This window comes from Klebsiella sp. M041, assembly GCF_059759695.1.
This window is the reverse complement of record NZ_JCAXWU010000008.1, coordinates 136,006-161,634: the sequence shown is the minus strand read 5'-3', so window position 1 is coordinate 161,634 and position 25,629 is coordinate 136,006. Positions and strand designations below refer to the sequence as shown.

General features: G+C 56.2%; 24 protein-coding genes, 5 tRNA genes and 1 pseudogene. 27 read left to right on the top strand and 3 right to left on the bottom strand.

Translation table 11 applies throughout. The features are described 5' to 3' along the window. The first annotated feature begins 13 nt into the window (after window positions 1–13). Complete coding sequence (pcp, locus tag AC6CWS_RS12645; RefSeq protein ID WP_048334976.1) at window positions 14–658, top strand: pyroglutamyl-peptidase I; 645 nt, start codon at window positions 14–16, stop codon at window positions 656–658. 15 nt (window positions 659–673) lie between these two features. Next, entirely contained in the window at window positions 674–1,465 is a 792-nt protein-coding gene (nei, locus tag AC6CWS_RS12640) for an endonuclease VIII (RefSeq protein ID WP_023288872.1), read from the top strand. Window positions 1,466–1,550: 85 nt separating this feature from the next. Here the strand turns inward: nei and gltA are convergent, their stop codons facing one another. Further along, a complete protein-coding gene (gltA, locus tag AC6CWS_RS12635; RefSeq protein ID WP_023288873.1) occupies window positions 1,551–2,834 on the bottom strand; it encodes a citrate synthase in 1,284 nt (427 codons plus the stop codon). A gap of 184 nt (window positions 2,835–3,018) precedes the next feature. Continuing rightward, window positions 3,019–3,150, bottom strand: a complete 132-nt coding sequence (locus AC6CWS_RS12630; RefSeq protein WP_418272143.1) for a hypothetical protein — start codon at window positions 3,148–3,150, stop codon at window positions 3,019–3,021. A gap of 324 nt (window positions 3,151–3,474) precedes the next feature. Here AC6CWS_RS12630 and sdhC point away from each other — a divergent pair, with 324 nt between their 5' ends. The 24 genes from sdhC to AC6CWS_RS12510 all read left to right on the top strand — a co-directional run bounded on the left by sdhC (window position 3,475) and on the right by AC6CWS_RS12510 (window position 24,272). After that, window positions 3,475–3,879 (top strand): succinate dehydrogenase cytochrome b556 subunit, encoded by a 405-nt coding sequence (sdhC, locus tag AC6CWS_RS12625; protein WP_004142216.1) that lies wholly within the window; start codon window positions 3,475–3,477, stop codon window positions 3,877–3,879. Then, window positions 3,873–4,220, top strand: coding sequence for a succinate dehydrogenase membrane anchor subunit (gene sdhD / locus AC6CWS_RS12620; protein WP_002894949.1), 348 nt, complete (start codon window positions 3,873–3,875; stop codon window positions 4,218–4,220). The genes sdhC and sdhD overlap by 7 nt, the downstream gene beginning before the upstream one ends. After that, a complete protein-coding gene (gene sdhA, locus AC6CWS_RS12615) occupies window positions 4,220–5,986 on the top strand; it encodes a succinate dehydrogenase flavoprotein subunit (protein ID WP_004179067.1) in 1,767 nt (588 codons plus the stop codon). The genes sdhD and sdhA overlap by 1 nt, the downstream gene beginning before the upstream one ends. A gap of 15 nt (window positions 5,987–6,001) precedes the next feature. Then, the gene (gene sdhB, locus AC6CWS_RS12610) at window positions 6,002–6,718 is read left to right on the top strand and encodes a succinate dehydrogenase iron-sulfur subunit SdhB (RefSeq protein ID WP_023288874.1); all 717 of its coding nucleotides are present in this window, start codon (window positions 6,002–6,004) and stop codon (window positions 6,716–6,718) included. Window positions 6,719–7,109: 391 nt separating this feature from the next. Further along, on the top strand, window positions 7,110–9,917 hold the full coding sequence (gene sucA / locus AC6CWS_RS12605; RefSeq protein WP_023288875.1) for a 2-oxoglutarate dehydrogenase E1 component: 2,808 nt from the start codon (window positions 7,110–7,112) through the stop codon (window positions 9,915–9,917). Window positions 9,918–9,931: 14 nt separating this feature from the next. Beyond that, window positions 9,932–11,158 carry a 2-oxoglutarate dehydrogenase complex dihydrolipoyllysine-residue succinyltransferase gene (gene odhB, locus AC6CWS_RS12600; protein WP_023288876.1) on the top strand — a complete coding sequence of 409 codons (1,227 nt, stop codon included), beginning with the start codon at window positions 9,932–9,934 and terminating at the stop codon, window positions 11,156–11,158. Window positions 11,159–11,261: 103 nt separating this feature from the next. Then, on the top strand, window positions 11,262–12,428 hold the full coding sequence (gene sucC / locus AC6CWS_RS12595; protein WP_002895039.1) for an ADP-forming succinate--CoA ligase subunit beta: 1,167 nt from the start codon (window positions 11,262–11,264) through the stop codon (window positions 12,426–12,428). Further along, window positions 12,428–13,297, top strand: coding sequence for a succinate--CoA ligase subunit alpha (sucD, locus tag AC6CWS_RS12590; protein ID WP_004885990.1), 870 nt, complete (start codon window positions 12,428–12,430; stop codon window positions 13,295–13,297). The genes sucC and sucD overlap by 1 nt, the downstream gene beginning before the upstream one ends. Window positions 13,298–14,125: 828 nt before the next feature. Continuing rightward, the gene (cydA, locus tag AC6CWS_RS12585) at window positions 14,126–15,694 is read left to right on the top strand and encodes a cytochrome ubiquinol oxidase subunit I (RefSeq protein WP_002895047.1); all 1,569 of its coding nucleotides are present in this window, start codon (window positions 14,126–14,128) and stop codon (window positions 15,692–15,694) included. Window positions 15,695–15,709: 15 nt separating this feature from the next. Further along, complete coding sequence (cydB, locus tag AC6CWS_RS12580; RefSeq protein WP_004885993.1) at window positions 15,710–16,849, top strand: cytochrome d ubiquinol oxidase subunit II; 1,140 nt, start codon at window positions 15,710–15,712, stop codon at window positions 16,847–16,849. Window positions 16,850–16,864: 15 nt separating this feature from the next. Beyond that, the gene (cydX, locus tag AC6CWS_RS12575) at window positions 16,865–16,978 is read left to right on the top strand and encodes a cytochrome bd-I oxidase subunit CydX (protein ID WP_004100325.1); all 114 of its coding nucleotides are present in this window, start codon (window positions 16,865–16,867) and stop codon (window positions 16,976–16,978) included. A gap of 130 nt (window positions 16,979–17,108) precedes the next feature. Further along, window positions 17,109–17,393: a cyd operon protein YbgE gene (gene ybgE / locus AC6CWS_RS12570; protein ID WP_008805691.1), complete on the top strand. Its 285-nt coding sequence runs from the start codon at window positions 17,109–17,111 to the stop codon at window positions 17,391–17,393. A 149-nt stretch (window positions 17,394–17,542) separates the two neighbouring features. Beyond that, a complete protein-coding gene (ybgC, locus tag AC6CWS_RS12565; protein WP_002895056.1) occupies window positions 17,543–17,947 on the top strand; it encodes a tol-pal system-associated acyl-CoA thioesterase in 405 nt (134 codons plus the stop codon). Next, window positions 17,944–18,636 carry a Tol-Pal system protein TolQ gene (gene tolQ, locus AC6CWS_RS12560; protein WP_004152221.1) on the top strand — a complete coding sequence of 231 codons (693 nt, stop codon included), beginning with the start codon at window positions 17,944–17,946 and terminating at the stop codon, window positions 18,634–18,636. The genes ybgC and tolQ overlap by 4 nt, the downstream gene beginning before the upstream one ends. A 3-nt stretch (window positions 18,637–18,639) precedes the next feature. Further along, a complete protein-coding gene (tolR, locus tag AC6CWS_RS12555; RefSeq protein WP_002895061.1) occupies window positions 18,640–19,068 on the top strand; it encodes a colicin uptake protein TolR in 429 nt (142 codons plus the stop codon). Window positions 19,069–19,167: 99 nt separating this feature from the next. Next, the gene (gene tolA / locus AC6CWS_RS12550) at window positions 19,168–20,508 is read left to right on the top strand and encodes a cell envelope integrity protein TolA (RefSeq protein WP_004885996.1); all 1,341 of its coding nucleotides are present in this window, start codon (window positions 19,168–19,170) and stop codon (window positions 20,506–20,508) included. 132 nt (window positions 20,509–20,640) lie between these two features. After that, window positions 20,641–21,933 (top strand): Tol-Pal system beta propeller repeat protein TolB, encoded by a 1,293-nt coding sequence (gene tolB / locus AC6CWS_RS12545; protein WP_023288877.1) that lies wholly within the window; start codon window positions 20,641–20,643, stop codon window positions 21,931–21,933. 34 nt (window positions 21,934–21,967) lie between these two features. Continuing rightward, complete coding sequence (gene pal / locus AC6CWS_RS12540; RefSeq protein WP_002895068.1) at window positions 21,968–22,492, top strand: peptidoglycan-associated lipoprotein Pal; 525 nt, start codon at window positions 21,968–21,970, stop codon at window positions 22,490–22,492. Between the two features lie 9 nt (window positions 22,493–22,501). Beyond that, window positions 22,502–23,299 (top strand): cell division protein CpoB, encoded by a 798-nt coding sequence (cpoB, locus tag AC6CWS_RS12535; RefSeq protein WP_048297071.1) that lies wholly within the window; start codon window positions 22,502–22,504, stop codon window positions 23,297–23,299. 161 nt (window positions 23,300–23,460) lie between these two features. Further along, a tRNA-Lys gene (locus tag AC6CWS_RS12530) sits at window positions 23,461–23,536 on the top strand. 150 nt (window positions 23,537–23,686) lie between these two features. After that, a tRNA-Val gene (locus AC6CWS_RS12525) sits at window positions 23,687–23,762 on the top strand. A gap of 3 nt (window positions 23,763–23,765) precedes the next feature. Next, window positions 23,766–23,841 (top strand) — tRNA-Lys (locus AC6CWS_RS12520). 146 nt (window positions 23,842–23,987) lie between these two features. Next, a tRNA-Lys gene (locus tag AC6CWS_RS12515) sits at window positions 23,988–24,063 on the top strand. A gap of 133 nt (window positions 24,064–24,196) precedes the next feature. Next, a tRNA-Lys gene (locus AC6CWS_RS12510) sits at window positions 24,197–24,272 on the top strand. Between the two features lie 88 nt (window positions 24,273–24,360). Here AC6CWS_RS12510 and AC6CWS_RS12505 read toward each other — a convergent pair. Beyond that, window positions 24,361–24,507 (bottom strand): annotated as a pseudogene (locus tag AC6CWS_RS12505) (hypothetical protein); the annotation flags it as partial. A gap of 69 nt (window positions 24,508–24,576) precedes the next feature. Here AC6CWS_RS12505 and nadA point away from each other — a divergent pair. Beyond that, window positions 24,577–25,620, top strand: coding sequence for a quinolinate synthase NadA (gene nadA, locus AC6CWS_RS12500; RefSeq protein WP_023288879.1), 1,044 nt, complete (start codon window positions 24,577–24,579; stop codon window positions 25,618–25,620). The last annotated feature ends 9 nt before the right edge of the window (window positions 25,621–25,629 follow it).

Here is a 25,629-nt window from a genome sequence, read left to right as displayed (position 1 = left end):
GAAGGAGAGGATGGTGGCGGGAGTATTACTAACCGGTTTCGAACCCTTTGACGGCGAGACGGTGAACCCTTCCTGGGAAGTGGTGCAGCAGCTTGACGGCACTATGATTGCTGGCCAGCCGGTGACCGCCCGGCAGCTTCCCTGCGTGTTTGGCGAGGCGCTGTCGGCGCTCGACGCGGCGATAGAGGACCTGCAGCCGAAGCTGGTTATCGCGGTGGGGCAGGCCGGCGGTCGGGTCGATATCAGCGTCGAACGTGTGGCGATCAACGTCGATGATGCGCGTATCCCCGATAACAAAGGCCAGCAACCCATCGACACGCCGATCGTCGACGGCGGGCCAGCGGCGTGGTTCAGCACCTTGCCGATCAAAGCGATCGTCAGCGCGCTGCGCGATCGCGGGATCCCGGCCTCGGTGTCGCAAACCGCCGGCACCTTCGTCTGCAACCACGTCATGTACGGCCTGTTGCACAGGCTGCAGGGTCAGGCTGAGGTGAGAGGCGGTTTTATCCATATTCCATGGCTACCGGCGCAGGCGGCGGCCCATCCCGGCGAGCCGAGTATGGCGATCGCCACCGTGCGGGAGGCGCTGGAGACGGCCATTGCCGTGGCCCTGCGCCAGCCGGTGGACAGTAAACTGGGCGGCGGCGCCACCCACTGACAAAAGGATGACAGTATGCCGGAAGGTCCGGAGATCCGCCGCGCGGCGGATACACTGGAGGCGGCAATCAAAGACGAACCCTTAACCGACGTCTGGTTCGCCTTTCCCCGGTTGCAACCCTACCAAACCCCGCTGATTGGTCAGCGGGTTACCCATATCGACACCCGGGGCAAAGCCCTGCTGACCCGCTTCTCCGGCGGCCTGACCCTGTACAGCCATAATCAGCTGTACGGCGTCTGGCGCGTGGTTGACGCTGGCGAACAGCCCGCCTCTAACCGGGTGCTGCGCGTCAGGCTCCAGACCGCCAGCAAGGCGATTTTGCTCTACAGCGCGTCGGACATTGAGATGCTCACAGCGGAGCAGGTAGCCAACCATCCATTCTTGCTGCGCATCGGTCCGGACGTACTGGATATGACGTTAACCGCGGAGCAGGTGAAAGCGCGGCTGCTGTCGGCCAAATTCCGCCATCGTCAGTTTTCCGGCCTGCTGTTGGATCAGGCTTTTCTTGCCGGGCTGGGAAACTATCTGCGGGTGGAAATCCTCTGGCAGGTGGGGCTGACCGGGCAGCATAAGGCCTCGGAGCTGAATGCAATACAACTGGATGCGCTGGCGCACGCGCTGCTTGATATCCCGCGGCTTTCCTATCGCACCCGTGGCCAGCCCGATGACAACAAGCACCACGGCGCGCTGTTCCGCTTTAAGGTGTTCCATCGCGATGGCGAACAGTGCGAGCGCTGCGGGGGCGTGATTGAGAAGACGATGCTCTCCTCGCGGCCGTTTTACTGGTGCCCGCACTGCCAGCATTAAGCCGGCGGCCAGGCAGCGGCAGACCTCATCGTCAGGCATAAAAAAACGCGCCATCAGGCGCGTTTTTATCATCCGGACAGCGAGATTAACGCTTGATGTCGGACTGGAAATCGCGTTTTTCGTAGCCGGTATAGAGCTGACGCGGACGGGCGATTTTCATGCCATCGCTGTGCATTTCGTTCCAGTGCGCAATCCAGCCCACGGTACGCGCCATGGCAAAGATAACGGTAAACATGGAGGACGGAATACCCATCGCTTTCAGGATGATACCGGAGTAGAAGTCGACGTTCGGGTAGAGTTTCTTCTCGATGAAGTACGGGTCGTTCAGCGCGATATGCTCCAGCTCCATGGCCACCTGCAGCAGGTCGTCTTTGGTGCCCAGCTCTTTCAGCACTTCATGGCAGGTTTCACGCATCACGGTGGCGCGCGGGTCGTAGTTTTTGTAGACACGATGGCCGAAGCCCATCAGGCGGAAAGAGTCATTCTTGTCTTTCGCACGACGAACAAATTCCGGAATGTGCTCAACGGAGCTGATCTCTTCCAGCATTTTCAGCGCCGCTTCGTTGGCGCCGCCGTGCGCTGGTCCCCACAGGGAGGCGATACCGGCTGCGATACAGGCGAACGGGTTAGCGCCGGAAGAGCCCGCGGTACGTACCGTCGAGGTCGAGGCGTTCTGTTCGTGATCGGCGTGCAGGATCAGAATACGGTCCATTGCGCGCTCCAGCACCGGATTGACTTCGTACTCTTCGCACGGCGTGGCGAACATCATGCGCAGGAAGTTGCCGGCGTAGGAGAGGTCATTGCGCGGATAAACAAACGGCTGGCCGATAGAATACTTGTAACACATGGCTGCCATTGTCGGCATTTTGGACAGCAGGCGATAGGCGGCAATTTCACGGTGACGCGGGTTATTCACGTCGAGGGAGTCGTGATAGAACGCCGCCAGGGCGCCGGTGATCCCGCACATAACGGCCATCGGGTGAGAATCGCGGCGGAACGCATGGAACAGACGAGTAATCTGCTCATGGATCATGGTGTGGCGGGTGACGGTGGTTTTGAATTCGTCATATTCGGCCTGGGTCGGTTTTTCACCGTTTAGCAGAATGTAACAAACTTCAAGATAGTTTGATTCGGTCGCTAACTGGTCGATCGGGAAGCCACGGTGCAGCAGGATCCCCTCGTCACCATCGATAAACGTAATTTTAGATTCACAGGAAGCGGTAGATGTGAAACCTGGGTCAAAAGTAAATACGCCTTTTGAACCAAGACTACGAATATCAATAACATCCTGACCGAGCGTGCCTTTTAGCACATCCAGTTCAATAGCAGTGTCACCACCCAGGGTGATTTTTGCTTTAGCATCAGACATTTATGGTCTCCTTAGCGCCTTTATTGCTTAAGACTGCCGGGTGGTGGATTTGCTTTCGGCCCGCGCCCGTATACGTTACCAGTTTGTTATGTTGCACACAGCTCTGCGTCAGCGAAAAGGGCAGGGTACAGAGCAACGGCGCTTGATGGCACGTTCTTCAGGGCTGCGGTGAAACAACAGCAAATCAGCGTTTTAGCAGTCCGAATATTAAAACCTGTATACCACTAATAACTGTCCTGATTACATCGGTCAATACTGACACACTGTTACATAACTTATTCTCAGGTGAAAGCATGACCTCATAACTTTTGAGCATTATTGCATTTAACTGGTAATGGTTGTAACAAGAATGTTTAATATTTGTCAAATCAGGTGATTAAAAATTAAAAAAATGTTGTTATCGTGACCTTGATCACTGTTCCGGAGAAAACCCAACAAACTATATGTAGGTTAATTGTAATGATTTTGTGAACGGCCTATACTGCGGCCAGGTCTCCGGAACACCCTGCAATCCCGAGCCACCCAGCGTTGTTTAGTGATGTTTTAATGCCTGAAAAGACGTTTTAACATGACTTCTGGTTATAGAAAGGACGCTGTCTGACCCGCAAGCAGACCGGAGGAAGGAAACAATAAGAACAGCATGTGGGCGTTATTCATGGTAAGAAATGTGAAAAAACAAAGACCTGTCAATCTGGATCTACAAACGATACGGTTCCCAATCACGGCGATAGCGTCCATTCTCCATCGCGTTTCCGGTGTCATCACCTTCGTGGCGGTCGGAATTCTGCTTTGGCTGCTGGGCACCAGCCTCTCCTCCCCAGAAGGTTTTCTGACGGCGGCCTCGATCATGGATAGCTTCTTTGTGAAGTTCATCATGTGGGGCATTCTCACCGCGCTGGCCTATCACGTCGTTGTTGGTATCCGCCATCTGATGATGGACTTTGGCTACCTGGACGAAACCCTCGAAGCAGGGAAACGTTCCGCCAAGATTTCTTTTGTTATTACTGTCGTGCTTTCACTTCTCGCAGGAGTCCTCGTATGGTAAGCAACGCCTCAGCACTGGGACGCAACGGCGTACATGACTTTATTCTGGTCCGTGCTACCGCCATCGTTCTGACCCTCTACATCATCTACATGGTTGGCTTCTTCGCGACCACCGGTGAAATCTCATGGGAAGTGTGGACCGGATTCTTTGCCTCCGGCTTCACTAAAGTCTTCACTCTGCTGGCTCTCGTTTCCATTCTTATCCATGCCTGGATCGGGATGTGGCAGGTGTTAACGGACTACGTTAAACCACTGGCTCTGCGCCTGGTTCTGCAACTGGCTATCGTTGTGGCGCTGGTGGCTTACGTTCTTTATGGATTTGTTGTGGTGTGGGGTGTGTAATGAAATTGCCAGTCAGAGAGTTTGATGCTGTTGTCATCGGTGCCGGCGGCGCAGGTATGCGCGCGGCGCTGCAAATTTCCCAGAGCGGACAGACCTGTGCGCTGCTCTCCAAAGTTTTCCCGACCCGATCGCACACCGTATCCGCGCAGGGTGGTATCACCGTCGCGCTCGGTAACTCCCATGAAGATAACTGGGAATGGCATATGTACGACACCGTAAAAGGGTCGGACTATATCGGCGACCAGGACGCCATCGAATATATGTGTAAGACCGGCCCGGAAGCGATTCTCGAGCTGGAGCACATGGGCCTGCCGTTCTCCCGTCTTGACGACGGCCGTATTTATCAGCGCCCGTTCGGCGGCCAGTCGAAGAACTTCGGCGGCGAGCAGGCGGCGCGTACCGCGGCGGCGGCTGACCGTACCGGCCACGCCCTGCTGCACACCCTGTACCAGCAGAACCTCAAAAACCACACCACTATCTTCTCCGAATGGTATGCCCTCGATCTGGTGAAAAACCAGGACGGCGCGGTGGTGGGTTGTACCGCCCTGTGCATCGAGACCGGCGAAGTGGTCTACTTTAAAGCCCGCGCCACCGTGCTGGCGACCGGCGGCGCAGGCCGTATCTATCAGTCCACCACCAACGCCCACATCAACACCGGTGACGGCGTCGGGATGGCCATCCGCGCCGGCGTGCCGGTGCAGGATATGGAAATGTGGCAGTTCCACCCGACCGGTATCGCCGGGGCCGGGGTTCTGGTCACCGAAGGTTGCCGCGGCGAAGGCGGTTATCTGCTGAATAAACACGGCGAGCGCTTTATGGAGCGTTATGCGCCGAACGCGAAAGACCTGGCGGGTCGTGACGTGGTGGCGCGTTCCATCATGATCGAGATCCGCGAAGGCCGCGGCTGCGACGGCCCGTGGGGCCCGCACGCGAAACTGAAACTGGATCACCTGGGTAAAGAGGTTCTGGAATCTCGTCTGCCGGGTATCCTTGAGCTGTCCCGCACCTTTGCTCACGTCGATCCGGTGAAAGAGCCGATCCCGGTTATCCCAACCTGCCACTACATGATGGGCGGTATTCCGACCAAAGTGACCGGCCAGGCGCTGACCGTCAATGAGAAGGGCGAAGACGTGGTGATCCCGGGTCTGTTCGCGGTGGGCGAAATCGCCTGCGTATCGGTCCACGGCGCCAACCGTTTGGGCGGCAACTCGCTGCTCGACCTGGTGGTCTTCGGCCGCGCGGCGGGCCTGCATCTGCAGGAGTCTATCGCCGAGCAGGGCACGCTGCGCGACGCCAGCGAATCCGATATCGAAGGCTCGCTGGACCGCCTCAACCGCTGGAACAACACCCGTTCCGGTGAAGATCCGGTGGCGATCCGCAAAGCGCTGCAGGAATGTATGCAGCATAACTTCTCGGTGTTCCGCGAAGGTGATGCGATGCACAAAGGTCTGGAACAGCTGAAAGTGATCCGCGAGCGCCTGAAAAACGCCCGTCTCGACGATACCTCCAGCGAGTTCAACACCCAGCGCGTTGAGTGCCTGGAGCTGGATAACCTGATGGAAACCGCGTACGCGACCGCCGTATCCGCTAACTTCCGTACCGAGAGCCGTGGCGCCCACAGCCGCTTCGACTTCCCGGATCGTGATGATGAAAACTGGCTGTGCCATTCCCTGTATCTGCCAGAGTCGGAATCCATGACGCGTCGTAGCGTCAACATGGAACCGAAACTGCGTCCGGCATTCCCGCCGAAGATTCGTACTTATTAATGCGGAGACAGGAAAATGAAACTCGAGTTTTCAATTTATCGCTATAACCCGGATGTTGACGACGCTCCGCACATGCAGGATTACACCCTCGACGCGGAAGAAGGTCGTGACATGATGCTGCTGGATGCGCTGATCCAGCTGAAAGAAAAAGATCCGTCGCTGTCGTTCCGCCGCTCCTGCCGTGAAGGGGTCTGCGGTTCCGATGGCCTGAACATGAACGGGAAAAACGGTCTGGCGTGCATCACGCCGATCTCCGCGCTTAATCAGCCGGGCAAGAAGATTGTTATCCGCCCGCTGCCAGGATTACCGGTTATCCGTGATTTGGTGGTGGACATGGGGCAATTCTATGCACAATATGAGAAGATTAAGCCTTACTTGTTGAATAATGGGCAAAATCCTCCGGCTCGCGAGCATCTGCAGATGCCTGAGCAGCGTGAGAAGCTCGATGGCCTGTACGAGTGTATTCTGTGCGCATGTTGTTCGACCTCGTGCCCGTCGTTCTGGTGGAACCCGGACAAGTTCATCGGCCCGGCAGGCCTGCTGGCCGCGTATCGCTTCCTGATCGACAGTCGCGATACCGAAACCAGCGAGCGTCTGGACGGCCTGAGCGATGCTTTCAGCGTATTCCGCTGTCACAGCATTATGAACTGCGTCAGTGTGTGTCCTAAGGGGCTGAACCCGACGCGCGCCATCGGCCATATTAAGTCGATGCTGCTGCAGCGCAGCGCGTAAGTTGTTTTAGTTGCCGGATGGCGACGTAAACGTCTTATCCGGCCTACAGGAGCATATTTTGTAGGCCTGATAAGCGAAGCGCCATCAGGCAATAGATATAGCAGGAAATCTTTAAAAACCGCCAAATATGTACCAGTAATCAAGGCGTTCAGAGCGAGGTAAGGCGGCAACTGAACGCATCCCCGGGAGCATAGTGAACTATGTGACCGGGGAAAGTGAAGGCAGCTAACGCAACCGCAGCCTGAACGCCGAAGATTAATGGCAGTTTTTAAAGGTTCCTTAGCGGATAGAAACCACAACTCGTCCGCAACAAGTGAACCCCGGCACGTGCACTCGGTGTGCGTGGTAGTTTCTACGGCGAAATAAGCATATGAATGCTTAAGGGATCACGATGCAGAACGGCGCAATGAAAGCCTGGCTGGACTCTTCTTATCTCTCTGGTTCGAACCAGAGCTGGATAGAACAGCTCTATGAAGACTTCTTAACCGATCCTGACTCTGTTGACGCCAACTGGCGTTCAATGTTCCAGCAGTTACCTGGCACCGGAGTTAAACCGGATCAATTTCATTCCAAAACGCGTGATTATTTCCGTCGACTGGCGAAGGATGCCTCACGTTACACTTCTTCGATTTCCGACCCAGACACCAATGTGAAGCAGGTTAAAGTCCTGCAGCTTATCAACGCATACCGTTTCCGTGGCCACCAGCATGCGAATCTCGATCCGCTGGGGCTGTGGAAGCAAGAGAGAGTGGCGGATCTCGATCCGGCCTACCACGATCTGACCGAGGCCGATTTCCAGGAAAGCTATAACGTAGGTTCATTTGCCATCGGTAAAGACACGATGAAGCTGGGCGAGCTGATTGCCGCCCTTAAGCAAACCTACTGCGGCTCCATCGGCGCGGAATACATGCATATCACCTCTACCGAAGAAAAACGCTGGATCCAGCAGCGCATTGAATCGGTAGCCGGCAAAGCGAGCTTTACCGCGGAAGAGAAAAAACGTTTCCTCGGCGAACTGACTGCCGCGGAAGGGCTGGAGCGCTACCTCGGCGCCAAATTCCCGGGGGCGAAGCGCTTCTCGCTGGAGGGTGGCGACGCCCTGATCCCCATGCTCAAAGAGATGATCCGCCATGCGGGTAAGAGCGGCACCCGTGAAGTAGTGCTGGGCATGGCGCACCGTGGCCGTCTGAACGTGCTGGTCAACGTGCTGGGTAAAAAACCGCAGGACCTGTTCGACGAGTTTGCCGGCAAACATAAAGAACACCTCGGTACCGGCGATGTGAAGTACCACATGGGCTTCTCTTCCGATATAGAAACCGAAGGCGGTCTGGTGCACCTGGCGCTGGCGTTTAACCCGTCGCACCTCGAGATCGTCAGCCCGGTGGTGATCGGTTCCGTACGCGCCCGTCTGGATCGTCTGGACGAGCCGAGCAGCAACAAGGTTCTGCCGATCACTATCCACGGCGACGCCGCGGTGACCGGCCAGGGCGTGGTTCAGGAAACCCTGAACATGTCCAAAGCCCGCGGTTACGAAGTGGGCGGGACCGTGCGCATCGTTATCAACAACCAGGTGGGCTTCACGACCTCTAACCCGCTGGATGCGCGTTCGACCCCGTACTGCACCGACATCGGTAAAATGGTGCAGGCGCCGATTTTCCACGTCAACGCCGACGATCCGGAAGCGGTCGCTTTCGTCACCCGTCTGGCGCTGGATTTCCGCAATACCTTCAAACGCGATGTCTTCATCGACCTGGTGTGCTACCGCCGTCACGGCCATAACGAAGCCGATGAGCCGAGCGCAACCCAGCCACTGATGTATCAGAAGATCAAAAAGCACCCGACCCCGCGCAAAATCTATGCTGACAAGCTGGAGCAGGACAAGGTCGCGACCCTGGAAGATGCTACCGAGCAGGTTAACCTCTACCGCGATGCGCTGGATGCCGGCGAATGCGTGGTGAAGGAATGGCGTCCGATGAACATGCACTCCTTTACCTGGTCGCCGTACCTCAACCATGAGTGGGACGAGAGCTATCCGGATAAAGTGGAGCCGAAGCGTCTGCAGGAGCTGGCCAAACGCATCAGCACGGTGCCGGAAGGTATCGAAATGCAGTCCCGCGTGGCGAAAATTTACGCCGACCGCCAGGCGATGGCGGCAGGTGAGAAGCTGTTCGATTGGGGCGGCGCTGAAAACCTGGCCTACGCCACGCTGGTTGACGAAGGTATTCCGGTGCGTCTGTCCGGAGAAGACTCCGGTCGCGGCACCTTCTTCCACCGTCATGCGGTGATCCATAACCAGACCAATGGTTCAACCTACACCCCGCTGCAGCATGTCCATAACGGTCAGGGCCAGTTCCGCGTTTGGGACTCCGTGCTGTCTGAAGAAGCGGTGCTGGCGTTTGAATATGGTTACGCCACCGCAGAGCCGCGCACCCTGACCATCTGGGAAGCGCAGTTTGGCGACTTCGCCAACGGCGCGCAGGTGGTGATCGACCAGTTCATCTCCTCCGGTGAGCAGAAGTGGGGCCGGATGTGCGGCCTGGTGATGCTCCTGCCGCACGGCTACGAAGGCCAGGGCCCGGAGCACTCCTCCGCCCGTCTGGAGCGTTATCTGCAGCTGTGCGCTGAGCAGAATATGCAGGTATGCGTGCCGTCCACGCCGGCGCAGGTGTACCACATGCTGCGTCGTCAGGCGCTGCGCGGTATGCGTCGTCCGCTGGTGGTGATGTCGCCGAAGTCGCTGCTGCGTCATCCGCTGGCGGTCTCCAGCATGGATGAGCTGGCAAACGGCACTTTCCTGCCGGCCATCGGTGAAATCGATCAACTTGATCCGCAGGCTGTGAAGCGCGTGGTGCTGTGCTCTGGTAAGGTTTACTACGACCTGCTGGAACAGCGCCGTAAAAACGAGCAAAAAGATGTCGCTATCGTTCGTATCGAGCAGCTCTATCCGTTCCCGCATCAGGCGGTGCAGGATGCGCTGAAAGCGTATGCGCACGTACATGATTTTGTCTGGTGCCAGGAAGAGCCGCTCAACCAGGGCGCATGGTACTGCAGCCAGCATCACTTCCGTGAAGTGATTCCGTTTGGGGCCTCTCTGCGTTATGCAGGCCGCCCGGCCTCCGCCTCTCCGGCGGTAGGGTATATGTCCGTTCACCAGAAACAGCAACAAGATCTGGTCAATGACGCGCTGAACGTCGATTAATTAAAGGATACACAATGAGTAGCGTAGATATTCTGGTTCCCGACCTGCCTGAGTCCGTAGCTGACGCAACCGTCGCCACCTGGCACAAAAAACCGGGCGACGCGGTCGTCCGTGACGAAGTCCTGGTCGAAATCGAAACTGACAAAGTGGTACTGGAAGTACCGGCATCAGCGGACGGCATTCTGGATGCAGTGCTGGAAGACGAGGGCGCTACCGTCCTGTCTCGCCAGATCCTTGGCCGCCTGCGCGAAGGTAACAGCGCAGGTAAAGAAAGCAGCGAAAAAGCCGATGCGAAAGCGTCCACGCCGGCGCAGCGTCAGCAGGCCTCTCTGGAAGAGCAGAACAACGATGCGCTGAGCCCGGCGATCCGTCGTCTGCTGGCTGAACACAACCTCGACGCGGCGGCCATCAAAGGCACCGGCGTCGGCGGCCGCCTGACCCGCGAAGATGTCGAGAAACATCTGGCGAAAGCCCCGGCGGCGGCAGAAGCCAAAGCGCCAGCCGCTGCCCCGGCAGCCGCGCCGGCGCCGCAGCTGGGCCACCGCTCTGAAAAACGCGTCCCGATGACCCGCCTGCGTAAACGTGTGGCCGAGCGTCTGCTGGAAGCGAAAAACTCCACCGCCATGCTGACCACGTTCAACGAAGTCAACATGAAGCCAATCATGGATCTGCGTAAGCAGTACGGCGACGCGTTCGAAAAACGTCACGGCATCCGTCTGGGCTTTATGTCCTTCTACGTGAAAGCGGTGGTGGAAGCGCTGAAACGCTATCCGGAAGTGAACGCCTCTATCGATGGCGACGACGTGGTGTACCACAACTACTTCGACGTCAGCATGGCCGTATCCACTCCACGCGGCCTGGTCACCCCGGTTCTGCGTGACGTTGACCTGCTGGGCATGGCGGATATCGAAAAGAATATTAAAGAGTTGGCGGTGAAAGGCCGTGACGGCAAGCTGACCGTAGACGACCTGACCGGCGGTAACTTCACCATTACCAACGGCGGCGTGTTCGGCTCCCTGATGTCCACGCCGATCATCAACCCACCGCAGAGCGCCATCCTGGGTATGCATGCCATTAAAGACCGTCCGATGGCGGTGAATGGCAAGGTAGAGATCCTGCCGATGATGTACCTGGCGCTCTCCTACGACCACCGTCTGATCGACGGACGTGAATCGGTAGGCTTCCTGGTGGCGATTAAAGAGCTGCTGGAAGATCCGACCCGTCTGCTGCTGGACGTGTAGTCAGCAAGCGTATTACCTACCGTAGGCCGGATAACACGCGTTAACGCCGTTATCAGGCCTACAGGTTTAAAGATAATTACACCCTGAAGGATGGACTGAACACATGAACTTACATGAATATCAGGCAAAACAACTTTTTGCCCGCTATGGCTTACCGGCGCCGGTGGGTTATGCCTGTACTACTCCGCGTGAAGCAGAAGAAGCCGCTTCAAAAATCGGCGCGGGTCCGTGGGTAGTGAAATGTCAGGTTCACGCTGGTGGCCGCGGCAAAGCGGGCGGTGTGAAAGTGGTGAAGAGCAAAGAAGAGATCCGCGCATTTGCCGAGCACTGGCTGGGCAAACGTCTGGTGACCTATCAAACAGATGCGAACGGCCAGCCGGTTAACCAGATCCTGGTTGAAGCGGCGACCGATATTGACAAAGAGCTGTACCTGGGCGCGGTCGTGGACCGTAGCTCCCGTCGCGTAGTGTTCATGGCCTCTACCGAAGGCGGCGTGGAAATCGAAAAAGTGGCGGAAGAGACCCCGCACCTGATCCACAAGATCGCCATCGATCCGCTGGCGGGCCCGATGCCTTATCAAGGTCGTGAACTGGCGTTCAAACTGGGTCTGGAAGGTAAACAGGTTCAGCAGTTCACCAAGATCTTCATGGGTCTGGCGACCATTTTCCTGGAGCGCGACCTGGCGCTGATCGAAATCAACCCGCTGGTTATCACTAAGCAGGGCGACCTGATCTGCCTCGACGGCAAACTGGGCGCTGACGGCAACGCGCTGTTCCGCCAGCCGGATCTGCGCGAAATGCGCGACCAGTCGCAGGAAGATCCGCGTGAAGCGCAGGCGGCGCAGTGGGAACTGAACTACGTCGCGCTGGACGGTAACATCGGCTGCATGGTTAACGGCGCAGGCCTGGCGATGGGTACCATGGACATCGTTAAACTGCACGGCGGCGAACCGGCTAACTTCCTCGACGTGGGCGGCGGTGCGACCAAAGAGCGCGTCACCGAAGCGTTCAAAATCATCCTTTCTGATGACAACGTGAAAGCGGTGCTGGTGAACATCTTCGGCGGTATCGTGCGTTGCGACCTGATCGCTGACGGCATCATCGGTGCGGTAGCGGAAGTTGGGGTTAACGTTCCGGTCGTGGTTCGTCTGGAAGGTAACAACGCCGAACTGGGCGCGAAAAAACTGGCTGACAGCGGCCTGAATATTATTGCAGCGAAAAGTCTGACGGACGCAGCACAGCAGGTTGTTGCCGCAGTGGAGGGGAAATAATGTCAGTTTTAATTAATAAAGATACCAAGGTTATCTGCCAGGGCTTCACCGGTAGCCAGGGGACCTTCCACTCTGAACAAGCGATCGCTTACGGTACGCAAATGGTTGGCGGCGTGACGCCAGGCAAAGGCGGCACCACTCACCTGGGCCTGCCGGTGTTCAACACCGTGCGCGAAGCCGTTGAAGCGACCGGCGCCACCGCGACCGTGATCTACGTTCCGGCGCCGTTCTGCAAAGATTCCATTCTGGAAGCGATTGACGCGGGCATTAAGCTGATTATCACCATCACCGAAGGTATCCCGACGCTGGATATGCTGACGGTGAAAGTGAAACTGGACGAAGCGGGCGTGCGTATGATCGGCCCGAACTGCCCAGGCGTGATCACGCCGGGCGAATGCAAAATCGGCATCATGCCGGGTCACATTCACAAGCCGGGTAAAGTGGGCATCGTTTCCCGTTCCGGTACCCTGACCTATGAAGCAGTTAAGCAGACCACCGACTACGGCTTCGGTCAGTCCACCTGCGTGGGCATCGGCGGCGACCCGATCCCGGGCTCTAACTTCATCGATATCCTGAAGCTGTTCCAGGAAGACCCGCAGACCGAAGCGATTGTGATGATCGGTGAGATCGGCGGTAGCGCGGAAGAAGAAGCGGCTGCCTACATCAAAGAGCACGTGACCAAGCCGGTTGTCGGTTACATCGCCGGCGTGACCGCGCCGAAGGGCAAGCGTATGGGCCATGCTGGCGCCATCATCGCTGGCGGTAAAGGTACTGCCGATGAGAAATTCGCAGCCCTGGAAGCAGCCGGTGTGAAAACCGTTCGCAGCCTGGCCGATATCGGCGAAGCGCTGAAAGCTATCATCAAGTAAACCCTCTCTGCTTATCCGCAAGCAGAAATCTGTCCGATTTCGACATGGTTGGCCACCGTCAGGTGGCCTTTTTTTTGGCCGTTGTCCGCTTCTTCCGTACGCCGCTGCGTCAGTAAACCCTGCGTTTGGCAAAAACCTTATCTATCATATTGATTTTATGAATTATTTCATAAATATTATCGACGCGCGGTTGTCGGAAATGAAAATTTGCCCTGGTCGTACCGCAGGGTAACGAAACAGACAGTAAAAAAAAGAGTGGGGGAGGGGAGAAGAAAGCAGGAAAAAATACTGTGAGCGGTCTAGCATTAATCGGATCGGCTCTTTTTTTTATTTTTTTCCTGTGGCGTTAAATAATATTACCTATGATTCTCATCTTTCCCTTTTTAGTAACCAATCAAGGCATACTTTAAACACAGCATTAACATTGGGTTTACCAATATTCTTTATTGAGCTACATAATTAACACGTAGAGTAAAAATTGATTTATATCAATACTTAATGCTTGGAAAAATCCTTCAAAAAACGTTAAATTGTCTCAAGTCAAATTGGCCTAAACCGGCCATCTTCGCTATATATTGATCACCGTCGAAAAATGTAAAACTGGAACAATAAAAACATATTTATTGTAAGGTTATTGCGGCGTAATATATTGGGGAATCAATTGGGTTTTTCGTTAACGTATTTGTAACCTTGTCCTGGCGTGGTTTCACTTTCGGTTGAAACCCGCTCCGGGCGGGCGACAAATAAAAATTTGTATTGGGGCATGCGTATGAGCCAGAGCTTCTCGGTTCATTTTCGGAGTCTTCATGCGATGAGCAAGGAGTCATGATGTTAGATATAGTCGAACTGTCGCGCTTACAGTTTGCCTTGACCGCGATGTACCACTTCCTGTTTGTGCCACTGACGCTCGGTATGGCGTTCCTGCTGGCCATCATGGAAACGGTCTACGTCCTTTCCGGCAAACAGATTTATAAAGATATGACCAAATTCTGGGGCAAGTTGTTTGGTATCAACTTCGCGCTGGGTGTGGCGACCGGTCTGACCATGGAGTTCCAGTTCGGGACTAACTGGTCGTATTACTCACACTACGTGGGCGATATCTTCGGTGCGCCGCTGGCCATTGAAGGTCTGATGGCCTTCTTCCTCGAATCCACCTTTGTAGGTCTGTTCTTCTTCGGTTGGGATCGTCTGGGTAAAGTTCAGCACATGGCCGTCACCTGGCTGGTCGCTCTGGGCTCCAACCTCTCCGCGCTGTGGATCCTCGTCGCTAACGGCTGGATGCAGAACCCTATCGCATCGGACTTCAACTTTGAAACCATGCGTATGGAGATGGTCAGCTTCTCCGAGCTGGTGCTCAACCCGGTTGCTCAGGTGAAATTCGTTCACACTGTGGCGTCTGGTTATGTCACCGGTGCGATGTTTATCCTGGCTATCAGCTCCTGGTACATGCTGAAAGGCCGTGACTTTGCCTTTGCTAAGCGCTCCTTCGCCATCGCAGCCAGCTTCGGTATGGCGGCGATCCTGTCCGTTATTGTGCTGGGTGACGAATCCGGTTACGAAATGGGTGACGTGCAGAAAACCAAACTGGCGGCTATCGAAGCAGAGTGGGAAACCCAGCCTGCGCCGGCGGCCTTTACCCTGTTTGGTATTCCCGATCAGAATGCGCAAACCAACCACTTCGCCATCCAGATCCCCTACGCGCTGGGCATCATTGCCACCCGCTCGGTGGATAAGCCGGTTATCGGTCTGAAGGATCTGATGGTTCAGCACGAAGAGCGTATCCGTAACGGCATGAAAGCCTACGCGCTGCTGGAGCAACTGCGCGCCGGTTCCACCGACCAGGCCGTTCGCGACCAGTTCAATAACGTGAAGAAAGATCTTGGCTATGGTCTGCTGCTGAAACGCTATACCCCGAACGTCGCTGACGCCACGGAAGAGCAGATCGCCAAAGCCACCAAAGACTCTATTCCAAGCGTCGCACCGCTGTACTTCGCCTTCCGTATCATGGTGGCGTGCGGCATCCTGATGCTGTTGATTATCGGCGCCTCCTTCTGGAGCGTGATTCGTAACCGTATCGGCGAGAAAAAATGGCTGCTGCGCGCCGCGTTCTATGGCCTGCCGCTGCCGTGGATTGCCGTGGAGTCGGGCTGGTTTGTTGCCGAATACGGCCGTCAGCCGTGGGCGATTGGTGAAGTCCTGCCGACGGCGGTGGCCAACTCGTCGCTGACCGCGGGCGATCTGATCTTCTCTATGTTGCTGATCTGCGGTCTGTACACGCTGTTCCTGGTGGCTGAACTGTTCCTGATGTTCAAGTTTGCCCGCAAAGGACCTAGCAGCCTGAAAACCGGCCGCTATCACTTTGAACAGTCCTCTGCGGCTATTCAGTCGGCACGCTAAGACAGGAGTCGTCAAATGATCGATTATGAAGTATTGCGTTTTATCTGGTGGCTGCTGATTGGCATCCTGCTGATTGGCTTCGCCGTCGCCGACGGGTTCGACATGGGGGTGGGCATGCTCACCCGCTTCCTCGGCCGTAACGACACCGAGCGTCGGATTATGATCAACGCCATCGCCCCGCACTGGGACGGTAACCAGGTGTGGCTGATCACCGCCGGCGGCGCGCTGTTCGCTGCCTGGCCGATGGTCTACGCCGCGGCGTTCTCCGGTTTCTATGTGGCGATGATTCTGGTGCTGGCCTCGTTGTTCTTCCGTCCGGTCGGTTTCGACTACCGTTCCAAGATCGAGGACACCCGCTGGCGCAACATGTGGGACTGGGGCATCTTCATCGGCAGCTTCGTGCCGCCGCTGGTGATTGGCGTGGCCTTCGGCAACCTGCTGCAGGGCGTGCCGTTCCATGTCGACGAATACCTGCGTCTGTTCTATACCGGTAACTTCTTCCAGCTGCTGAACCCGTTTGGTCTGCTGGCCGGTATTGTCAGCGTGGCGATGATCCTCACCCAGGGCGCGACCTACCTGCAGATGCGTACCGTAGGCGAACTGCATCTGCGCACCCGCACCGTCTCCACGGTGGCGGCGCTGGTGACGCTGGTCTGCTTCGCGCTGGCGGGCGTGTGGGTCTACTACGGCATCGACGGCTATGTGGTGAAATCGGTAATTGACCATACCGGCCCGTCTAACCCGCTGACCAAAGAAGTGGTGCGTGAAGCTGGCGCGTGGATGGTGAACTTTAACAATATGCCAGCGCTGTGGGCGATCCCTGCCCTGGGCGTGGTGCTGCCGCTGCTGACCGTCGTTTCGACCAAAGCGGATAAAGGCGCATGGGCATTCCTGTTCTCCTCGCTGACCCTGGCCTGCATCATTCTGACTGCCGGTATCGCGATGTTCCCGTTCATCATGCCGTCCAGCACCATGCTGAACGCCAGCCTGACGATGTGGGACGCGACCTCCAGCCAGCGGACGCTGAACCTGATGACCTACGTGGCGATTGTCTTCGTGCCGATCATTCTGGGCTACACCAGCTGGTGTTACTGGAAGATGTTTGGCCGCATCACCCGTGAAGACATCGAAAAGAACACCCACTCGCTGTACTAAGGTAAGGAGCTATATATGTGGTACTTCGCATGGATTTTGGGAACGCTTCTTGCCTGTGCCTTTGGGGTGATTACCGCGCTGGCGCTTGAGCACGTGGAAGCCACCAAAGCAGGTAAAGAAGAACACTGATGAGTATTATCGTGATGCGATATACGAAATCATTCGGGTTGCATCGAGGCGGCAAGTCTGTGAATCCCCAGGAGCTTACACCAGTAAGTGACTGGGGTAAGCAGACGTAGCCAACAAAGAGGCGACGTGAATGATAAAGTATATGTATGCGATAATGGACAAGCGCCCGTTAAGGGCGCTTTCCTTGTTGATGGCGCTGCTGCTGGCAGGCTGCATTTTCTGGGATCCGTCGCGCTTTGCCGCGAAGACCAGCGAGCTGGAAATCTGGCACGGTTTCTTGCTGATGTGGGCGGTTTGCAGCGGCGTAATTCACGGCGTGGGCTTCCGCCCGCGTGCCGTTCACTGGCAGGGGATTTTTTGTCCGCTTATCGCTGATATCGTGCTCGCTTTAGGTCTCTTCTTTTTCTTCTTTTGAATAAGAGATCTCTGTTAATGCTATGGGCTTGCATAAGCCCATAAAAATTTACGCCCCGTTTACTTTCCCCCATTCCAAACCACCTTTCCCGCGCGTATAGTAGCGAAGTTTGAAAGCTCTAACCTTTTTTTGCATTACCGGGATGTAAAGTGAATACAACGCTGTTTCGATGGCCGGTTCGGGTCTACTACGAAGATACCGACGCCGGTGGTGTGGTTTACCACGCCAGTTACGTCGCTTTTTATGAAAGAGCACGCACAGAGATGCTGCGCCACCATCACTTTAGTCAACAGGTTCTGTTGGCTGAACGCGTTGCCTTCGTGGTTCGCAAAATGACGCTGGAGTATTTTGCCCCCGCCAGACTCGACGACATGCTCGAAGTTCAGACGGAAATTACCTCGATGCGCGGCACCTCTTTGGTTTTCACGCAGCGAATCGTCAACGCCGAGAATACAGTGTTAAACGAAGCTGAGGTTCTCATTGTGTGCGTTGATCCACTCTTAATGAAGCCACGTGCGCTTCCCAAGTCTATTGTCGCGGAGTTTAAGCAGTGACTGACATGAATATCCTTGATTTGTTCCTGAAGGCGAGCCTTCTGGTTAAACTTATCATGTTGATTTTGATTGGTTTTTCTATCGCTTCCTGGGCTATCATTATTCAGAGAACGCGTATCCTTAACTCGGCCGCGCGCGAAGCTGAAGCGTTCGAGGACAAATTCTGGTCCGGGATTGAACTGTCCCGTTTGTATCAGGAGAGCCAGGGGCGTCGCGATAATCTGACCGGTTCGGAGCAGATCTTCTACAGCGGCTTCAAAGAGTTTGCGCGCTTGCATCGGGCCAACAGCCATGCGCCGGAGGCGATCGTCGAAGGGGCATCGCGCGCGATGCGTATTTCGATGAACCGCGAGCTGGAAACGCTGGAGACCCATATTCCGTTCCTCGGCACCGTAGGCTCCATCAGCCCGTATATCGGTCTGTTCGGCACCGTCTGGGGGATCATGCACGCCTTTATCGCCCTTGGCGCGGTGAAGCAGGCCACCCTGCAGATGGTGGCGCCGGGTATCGCCGAAGCGCTGATCGCCACCGCGATCGGTCTGTTCGCCGCTATCCCGGCGGTGATGGCGTACAACCGCCTGAACCAGCGGGTGAACAAGCTTGAACTGAATTACGACAACTTTATGGAAGAGTTCACCGCTATTCTGCACCGTCAGGCCTTTACCACCAGCGAAAGCAATAAGGGGTAAGCCATGGCCAGAGCACGTGGACGCGGACGTCGCGAACTGAAGTCCGAGATCAACATCGTTCCGCTGCTGGATGTCCTGCTGGTGCTGTTGCTGATCTTTATGGCAACGGCGCCGATCATTACGCAGAGCGTGGAAGTCGATCTGCCGGACGCCACGGAATCGCAAGCGGTGAAAAGCAATGACGATCCGCCGGTGATTGTGGAAGTCTCCGGGGTAGGGCAGTACAGCGTGAAAGTGGGGCAGGAGACGCTGTCCCAGCTGCCGCCGGAGCAGGTGATTGCCGAAGCGAAGCGTCGTCTTGAAGCCAATGAGAAAACGGTATTCCTGATCGGCGGTGCGAAAGACGTCCCTTACGATGAAATTATTAAAGCGCTGAACCTGTTGCATAGCGCAGGGGTTAAATCGGTCGGCTTGATGACCAAACCTATTTAATCGCTTCAGGTAGGTGCGTCCGCACGGCGTTCGGCGGCGAGTATCGCTCGCCGTCGGTGCGCATCGCGGGTACAGGCGAACAGTTTTTGGGAACCGATAGTGTCAAAGGCAACCGAACAAAACGACAAGCTTAAACGAGCGATCATCATTTCAGTCGCGCTGCACATCATACTGATCGCGCTGCTGATATGGAGTTCGTTTGACGAGCATCTGGATGCCTCTGCCGGCGGCGGCGGGGGATCGTCGATTGATGCCGTCATGGTCGATCCGGGGGCGGTGGTAAACAATTATAACCGTCAGCAACAGCAGCAGGCCAGCGCACGTCGCGCCGCTGAACAGCGTGAAAAACAGGCGCAGCAGCAGGCGGAAGAGTTACGTGAGAAGCAGGCGGCGGAACAGGAACGGCTGAAACAGCTCGAACAGGAGCGGCTGCAGGCGCAGGAAGCGGCGAAAGAAGCGAAGGAACAACAGAAGCAGGCTGAGGAAGCCGCTGCCAAGGCTGCCGCGGCGGCGAAAGCCAAAGCGGATGCGCAGGCCAAAGAAGCGCAGGAAGCGGCGGCCAAAGCGGCCGCCGAGGCGAAAGCGAAGGCGGATGCCCAGGCGAAAGCGGCTGAACTGGCGGCAGCGAAAGCGGCGGCTGACGCGAAGAAACAGGCCGAAGCCGCCGCCGCGAAAGCGGCTGCCGATGCGAAGAAACAGGCGGAAGCCGAAGCGGCGAAAGCCGCGGCAGAGGCACAGAAGAAAGCGGAAGCGGCAGCGGCGAAGAAAGCGCAACAGGAAGCGGAGAAGAAGGCCCAGCAGGAAGCGGCTAAGCAGGCAGCGGCTGAAAAAGCGGCAGCAGAAAAAGCCGCCGAAAAAGCCGCTGAGAAGGCCGCCGCGCAAAAAGCGGCCGCGGAGAAGGCCGCCGCCGAGAAAGCCGCCGCAGCTGAAAAAGCCGCGGCAGCCAAAGCGGCTGCTGCTGAGAAGGCGGCGGCTGATAAAGCGGCCAAAGCGGCAGCAGCAAAAGCCGCGGCAGCGAAGAAAGCGGCTGCCGCGAAAGAAGCGGACGGCGTGGACGACCTGCTCGGCGATCTGAGTTCAGGTAAGAATGCGCCGAAAGGTAGCACCAGCGGTAGCACAGGGGGCTCTTCACCTGCTAAAGGAAGTAAACCGGGGCAGGGCGGTGCGTCTCAGGCGGAGATTGCCAGCTATATTTCGCAGGTGCAGGCCGCGATTAAAGGACATCTCTATGACTGGGATACGTACAAGGGTAAAGTATGTACGTTGCGCGTAAACCTGGCTCAGGATGGAACGTTGTTGAGTGTGAAATCGGAAGGCGGCGATCCGGCGTTCTGCCAGCAAATGCTGGCGGCCACCAGTCGGATGAGCAAATTCCCTAAACCGCCGTCGCAGGCTGTTTATGAAACGTTCAAAAATGCGCCACTGGACTTCAAACCTTAAGCGCTTTTCCCCCCCGCGTCAGCGGGGGGAAAGAAAATAGGGCGGTCATGGGTTTTGGTAGTTTTGTGTATTTGAGTTTGTTAACATTCTGCTAAATTATCGTGGGCTTTTCGCCCGGATAAGGGAGATATGATGAAGCAGGCATTACGAGTAGCATTTGGTTTTTTAATGCTGTGGGCGGCGGTGCTGCACGCAGAAGTACGTATCGAGATCACCCAGGGGGTGGACTCGGCGCGCCCCATCGGCGTGGTACCGTTCCAGTGGGCCGGCCAGGGCGCTGCGCCGGAAGATGTTGGCGGTATCGTGGCGGCTGACCTGCGCAACAGCGGTAAATTCAACCCGCTGGATCGCTCGCGTCTGCCGCAGCAGCCGACCAGTGCCCAGGAAGTGCAGCCTGCTGCCTGGTCTGCGCTGGGTATTGACGCCGTGGTTGTCGGCCAGGTGACGTCAAACCCGGATGGTTCTTATCAGGTAGCTTATCAGCTGGTGGATACCGGCGGTGCGCCGGGCACAACGCTGGCGCAAGGCTCTTTCAAAGTCACTAAACAGTACCTGCGCTATGCCGCGCACACTGCCAGCGACGCGGTATTTGAAAAGCTGACCGGTATTAAAGGCGCCTTCCGGACTCGTATCGCCTACGTGGTGCAGACCAATGGCGGTCAGTTCCCGTATGAGCTGCGCGTTTCCGATTATGATGGCTACAACCAGTTTGTGGTTCACCGCTCCTCCCAGCCGCTGATGTCCCCGGCCTGGTCACCGGACGGTTCAAAACTGGCTTACGTCACCTTCGAAAGCGGTCGCTCTGCGCTGGTGGTGCAGACCCTGGCGAACGGCGCTGTGCGTCAGATTGCCTCCTTCCCGCAGCACAACGGCGCGCCGGCGTTCTCGCCGGATGGTTCTAAACTGGCCTTCGCGCTGTCGAAAACCGGTAGCCTGAACCTGTACGTGATGGATCTGGGCTCGGGTCAGATTCGTCAGGTGACCAACGGTCGCAGCAACAACACCGAACCAAGCTGGTTCCCGGACAGCCAGAACCTGGCCTTCACCTCTGATCAGGCCGGTCGTCCGCAGGTGTATAAAGTCAATATTAATGGCGGCACGCCGCAGCGTATCACCTGGGAAGGTTCGCAGAACCAGGACGCTGACGTGAGCGCGGATGGTAAAACGATGGTAATGGTCAGCTCGGCCGGCGGCCAGCAGCACATTGCCAAACAAGATCTGGAAGCGGGTGGTGTACAGGTTCTGTCATCAACGTTTTTAGACGAAACGCCAAGTCTGGCACCTAACGGCACTATGGTAATCTACAGCTCTTCTCAGGGGATGGGATCCGTGCTGAATCTGGTTTCTACAGATGGGCGTTTCAAAGCGCGTCTTCCGGCAACTGATGGACAGGTAAAATCGCCTGCCTGGTCGCCGTATCTGTGATAATAAATAATTGATTATTAAAGGAATCAAAGAAATGCAACTGAACAAAGTGCTGAAAGGGCTGATGATCGCTCTGCCGGTTATGGCAATCGCGGCATGTTCTTCTAACAAGAACGCCAGCAACGACCAGAGCGGTGAAGGCATGCTGGGTGCCGGCACTGGTATGGACGCTAACGGTAACGGCGGCAACATGTCTTCTGAAGAGCAAGCTCGTCTGCAGATGCAGCAGCTGCAGCAGAACAACATCGTTTACTTCGATCTGGACAAGTACGATATCCGTTCTGACTTCGCTGCAATGCTGGACGCGCACGCTAACTTCCTGCGCAGCAACCCGTCCTACAAAGTGACTGTAGAAGGTCACGCGGATGAGCGCGGTACCCCGGAATACAACATCGCGCTGGGTGAGCGTCGTGCTAACGCCGTTAAGATGTATCTGCAGGGCAAAGGTGTTTCGGCCGATCAGATCTCCATCGTTTCTTACGGTAAAGAAAAACCAGCAGTACTGGGTCATGACGAAGCGGCATATGCCAAAAACCGTCGCGCCGTACTGGTTTACTAAGAGAATTGCATGAGCAGTAACTTCAGACATCATTTATTGAGTCTGTCGTTACTGGTTGGCATAGCGGCCCCCTGGGCCGCTTTTGCTCAGGCGCCAATCAGTAGTGTCGGCTCAGGCTCGGTCGAAGACCGTGTCACTCAACTCGAGCGTATTTCCAATGCTCACAGCCAGCTTTTAACCCAACTCCAGCAACAACTCTCTGATAACCAGACTGACATTGATTCTCTCCGTGGTCAGATCCAGGAGAACCAGTATCAGCTGAATCAGATCGTTGAGCGTCAGAAGCAGATTCTGCTGCAGATTGACGGGCTGACGAGCGGAGGTGGCGCAGCGGCGGCGGGCGCCCAGGCGTCGTCGTCTTCCGGCGATCAGAGCGCGGCTACCGCCAGCGCAGCGCCAGCGGCCACGTCAGGCGCTCCGGCGATGACCGGCGATGCGAACACCGATTACAATGCGGCTATTGCCCTGGTGAAGGATGCTTCACGCCAGGATGACGCCATGGCGGCGTTTCAGAACTTCGTTAAAAAGTACCCGGATTCAACTTATCAGCCGAACGCCAACTATTGGCTCGGACAGTTGAACTACAATAAGGGGAAAAAAGACGATGCGGCGTTTTACTTCGCCTCGGTGGTGAAGAACTACCCGAAATCGCCAAAAGCGCCGGACGCCATGTTTAAGGTCGGCGTGATCATGCAGGACAAAGGTGATACCGCGAAAGCGAAAGCGGTTTACCAGCAGGTGATCAGCAAATTCCCCGGCACCGACGGTGCGAAACAAGCGCAAAAACGACTTAATGCTCTTGGTTGATTACGGCATGACCAGAAATCGCGTTATTTCTGGTCTTTTCGCCTGAATCGCCAGCAGTTAAGTGATCTTTATCGAAATTTTAGTTGCGCTGAATTCTGAAATCAGTAATATATGCCGCCGTTGCCAAGGGATATCAAACAAGCCCAAAGCGACGCCAGAGTGGGTCGTTAGCTCAGTTGGTAGAGCAGTTGACTTTTAATCAATTGGTCGCAGGTTCGAATCCTGCACGACCCACCATCTTTAACATCGCACGTCGGTGTTAAACGTGAAGGATAACGTTGTTTCAGCAACGGCCCGAAGGGCGAGCGAAGCGAGTCATCCTGCACGACCCACCATGTTAATGATGGGGGCGGTGGAGGCAGTATCAGCAGTATCCAGCGCAGTTTCGGGTGATTAGCTCAGCTGGGAGAGCACCTCCCTTACAAGGAGGGGGTCGGCGGTTCGATCCCGTCATCACCCACCACTCGGGTCGTTAGCTCAGTTGGTAGAGCAGTTGACTTTTAATCAATTGGTCGCAGGTTCGAATCCTGCACGACCCACCAATTTCAGCATTTAACTCAGATGTTGAACGTGAAGGATAACGTTGCGTCAGCAACGGCCCGTAGGGCGAGGCGAAGCCGAGTCATCCTGCACGACCCACCAATTCCAATATTGGTGTCGAGTGAAATTATTCAGGTAGTACCAGAGCGGGTCGTTAGCTCAGTTGGTAGAGCAGTTGACTTTTAATCAATTGGTCGCAGGTTCGAATCCTGCACGACCCACCAATCTTTAATGATGGTAACTGGTAGAAACGTGAAGGATAACGTTGCGTCAGCGACGGCCCGAAGGGCGAGGCGAAGCCGAGTCATCCTGCACGACCCACCATCCTGAATGGTGACAGTAGCAAAATCCCGCAAGGGGTCGTTAGCTCAGTTGGTAGAGCAGTTGACTTTTAATCAATTGGTCGCAGGTTCGAATCCTGCACGACCCACCAATGTAAAAAGGCGCCCTAAAGGCGCCTTTTTGCTATCTGCCCGCCCATCGATTTCCACAATATTGTATTCAGCACTTTCCCATGGTCGCGCTGCGCTTACCACGCCTGCACAGGGCGCGAACCGGTAGCCCGGACAGCGACGCAGCATCGTCCCCTGGAACAGGCGCTGATGTACAAAATTCATCACGACTTTTGGCGCGTAATCGGCTATCTTGTTTAGCATATAAAACACCATGACCGTATCATGGCGCGGGCAGGCCATACTGACGGTCTTTGAGTTAAGCCAGTAAAACGAGATTGCATGATGAGCGTAATGTTTGATCCTGAAACGGCGATTTATCCCTTCCCACCGAAACCGCAGCCGCTGACCGTCGATGAAAAGCAGTTTTACCGCGAAAAAATCAAGCGTCTGCTGCGCGAGCGCGATGCCGTGATGGTGGCGCATTACTACACCGATCCTGAAATTCAGCAGCTGGCGGAAGAGACCGGCGGCTGTATTGCCGACTCGCTGGAGATGGCGCGCTTTGGCGCCCGCCATTCGGCCTCTACGCTGCTGGTCGCCGGGGTGCGTTTTATGGGGGAAACCGCCAAAATCCTCAGCCCGGAAAAGACCATTCTGATGCCGACTCTGAACGCCGAGTGTTCCCTGGATCTGGGCTGTCCGATTGAGGAGTTCAACGCCTTTTGCGACGCTCATCCTGACCGCACCGTGGTGGTCTATGCCAATACGTCTGCCGCGGTGAAGGCTCGCGCCGACTGGGTGGTGACCTCCAGCATCGCCGTGGAACTCATTGACCATCTGGATAGCCTTGGTCAAAAAATCCTCTGGGCGCCGGACCGCCATCTTGGCCGTTACGTTCAGCGTCAGACCGGCGCAGATGTGCTCTGCTGGCAGGGGGCGTGCATCGTGCACGACGAGTTTAAAACCCAGGCGTTGATGCGGATGAAGGCTCTGCATCCCGAAGCCGCTGTGCTGGTCCATCCCGAGTCGCCGCAGGCGATCGTCGAGATGGCCGATGCCGTAGGCTCCACCAGCCAGCTGATCGCGGCGGCGAAAAGCCTGCCCCAGCGCCAGCTGATCGTGGCGACCGATCGCGGTATCTTTTATAAAATGCAGCAGGCGGTGCCGGAGAAAACGCTGCTGGAAGCGCCCACCGCCGGTGAAGGGGCGACCTGCCGCAGCTGCGCGCATTGTCCGTGGATGGCGATGAACGGCCTGAAAGCCATTGCCGAGGGTCTCGAGCAGGGCGGCGCTGAACATGAAATCCACGTCGACGAAGCGCTGCGGACTGGCGCATTAATTCCCCTTAACCGGATGCTGGATTTTGCGGCTACACTACGGGGATAACCTATTGCC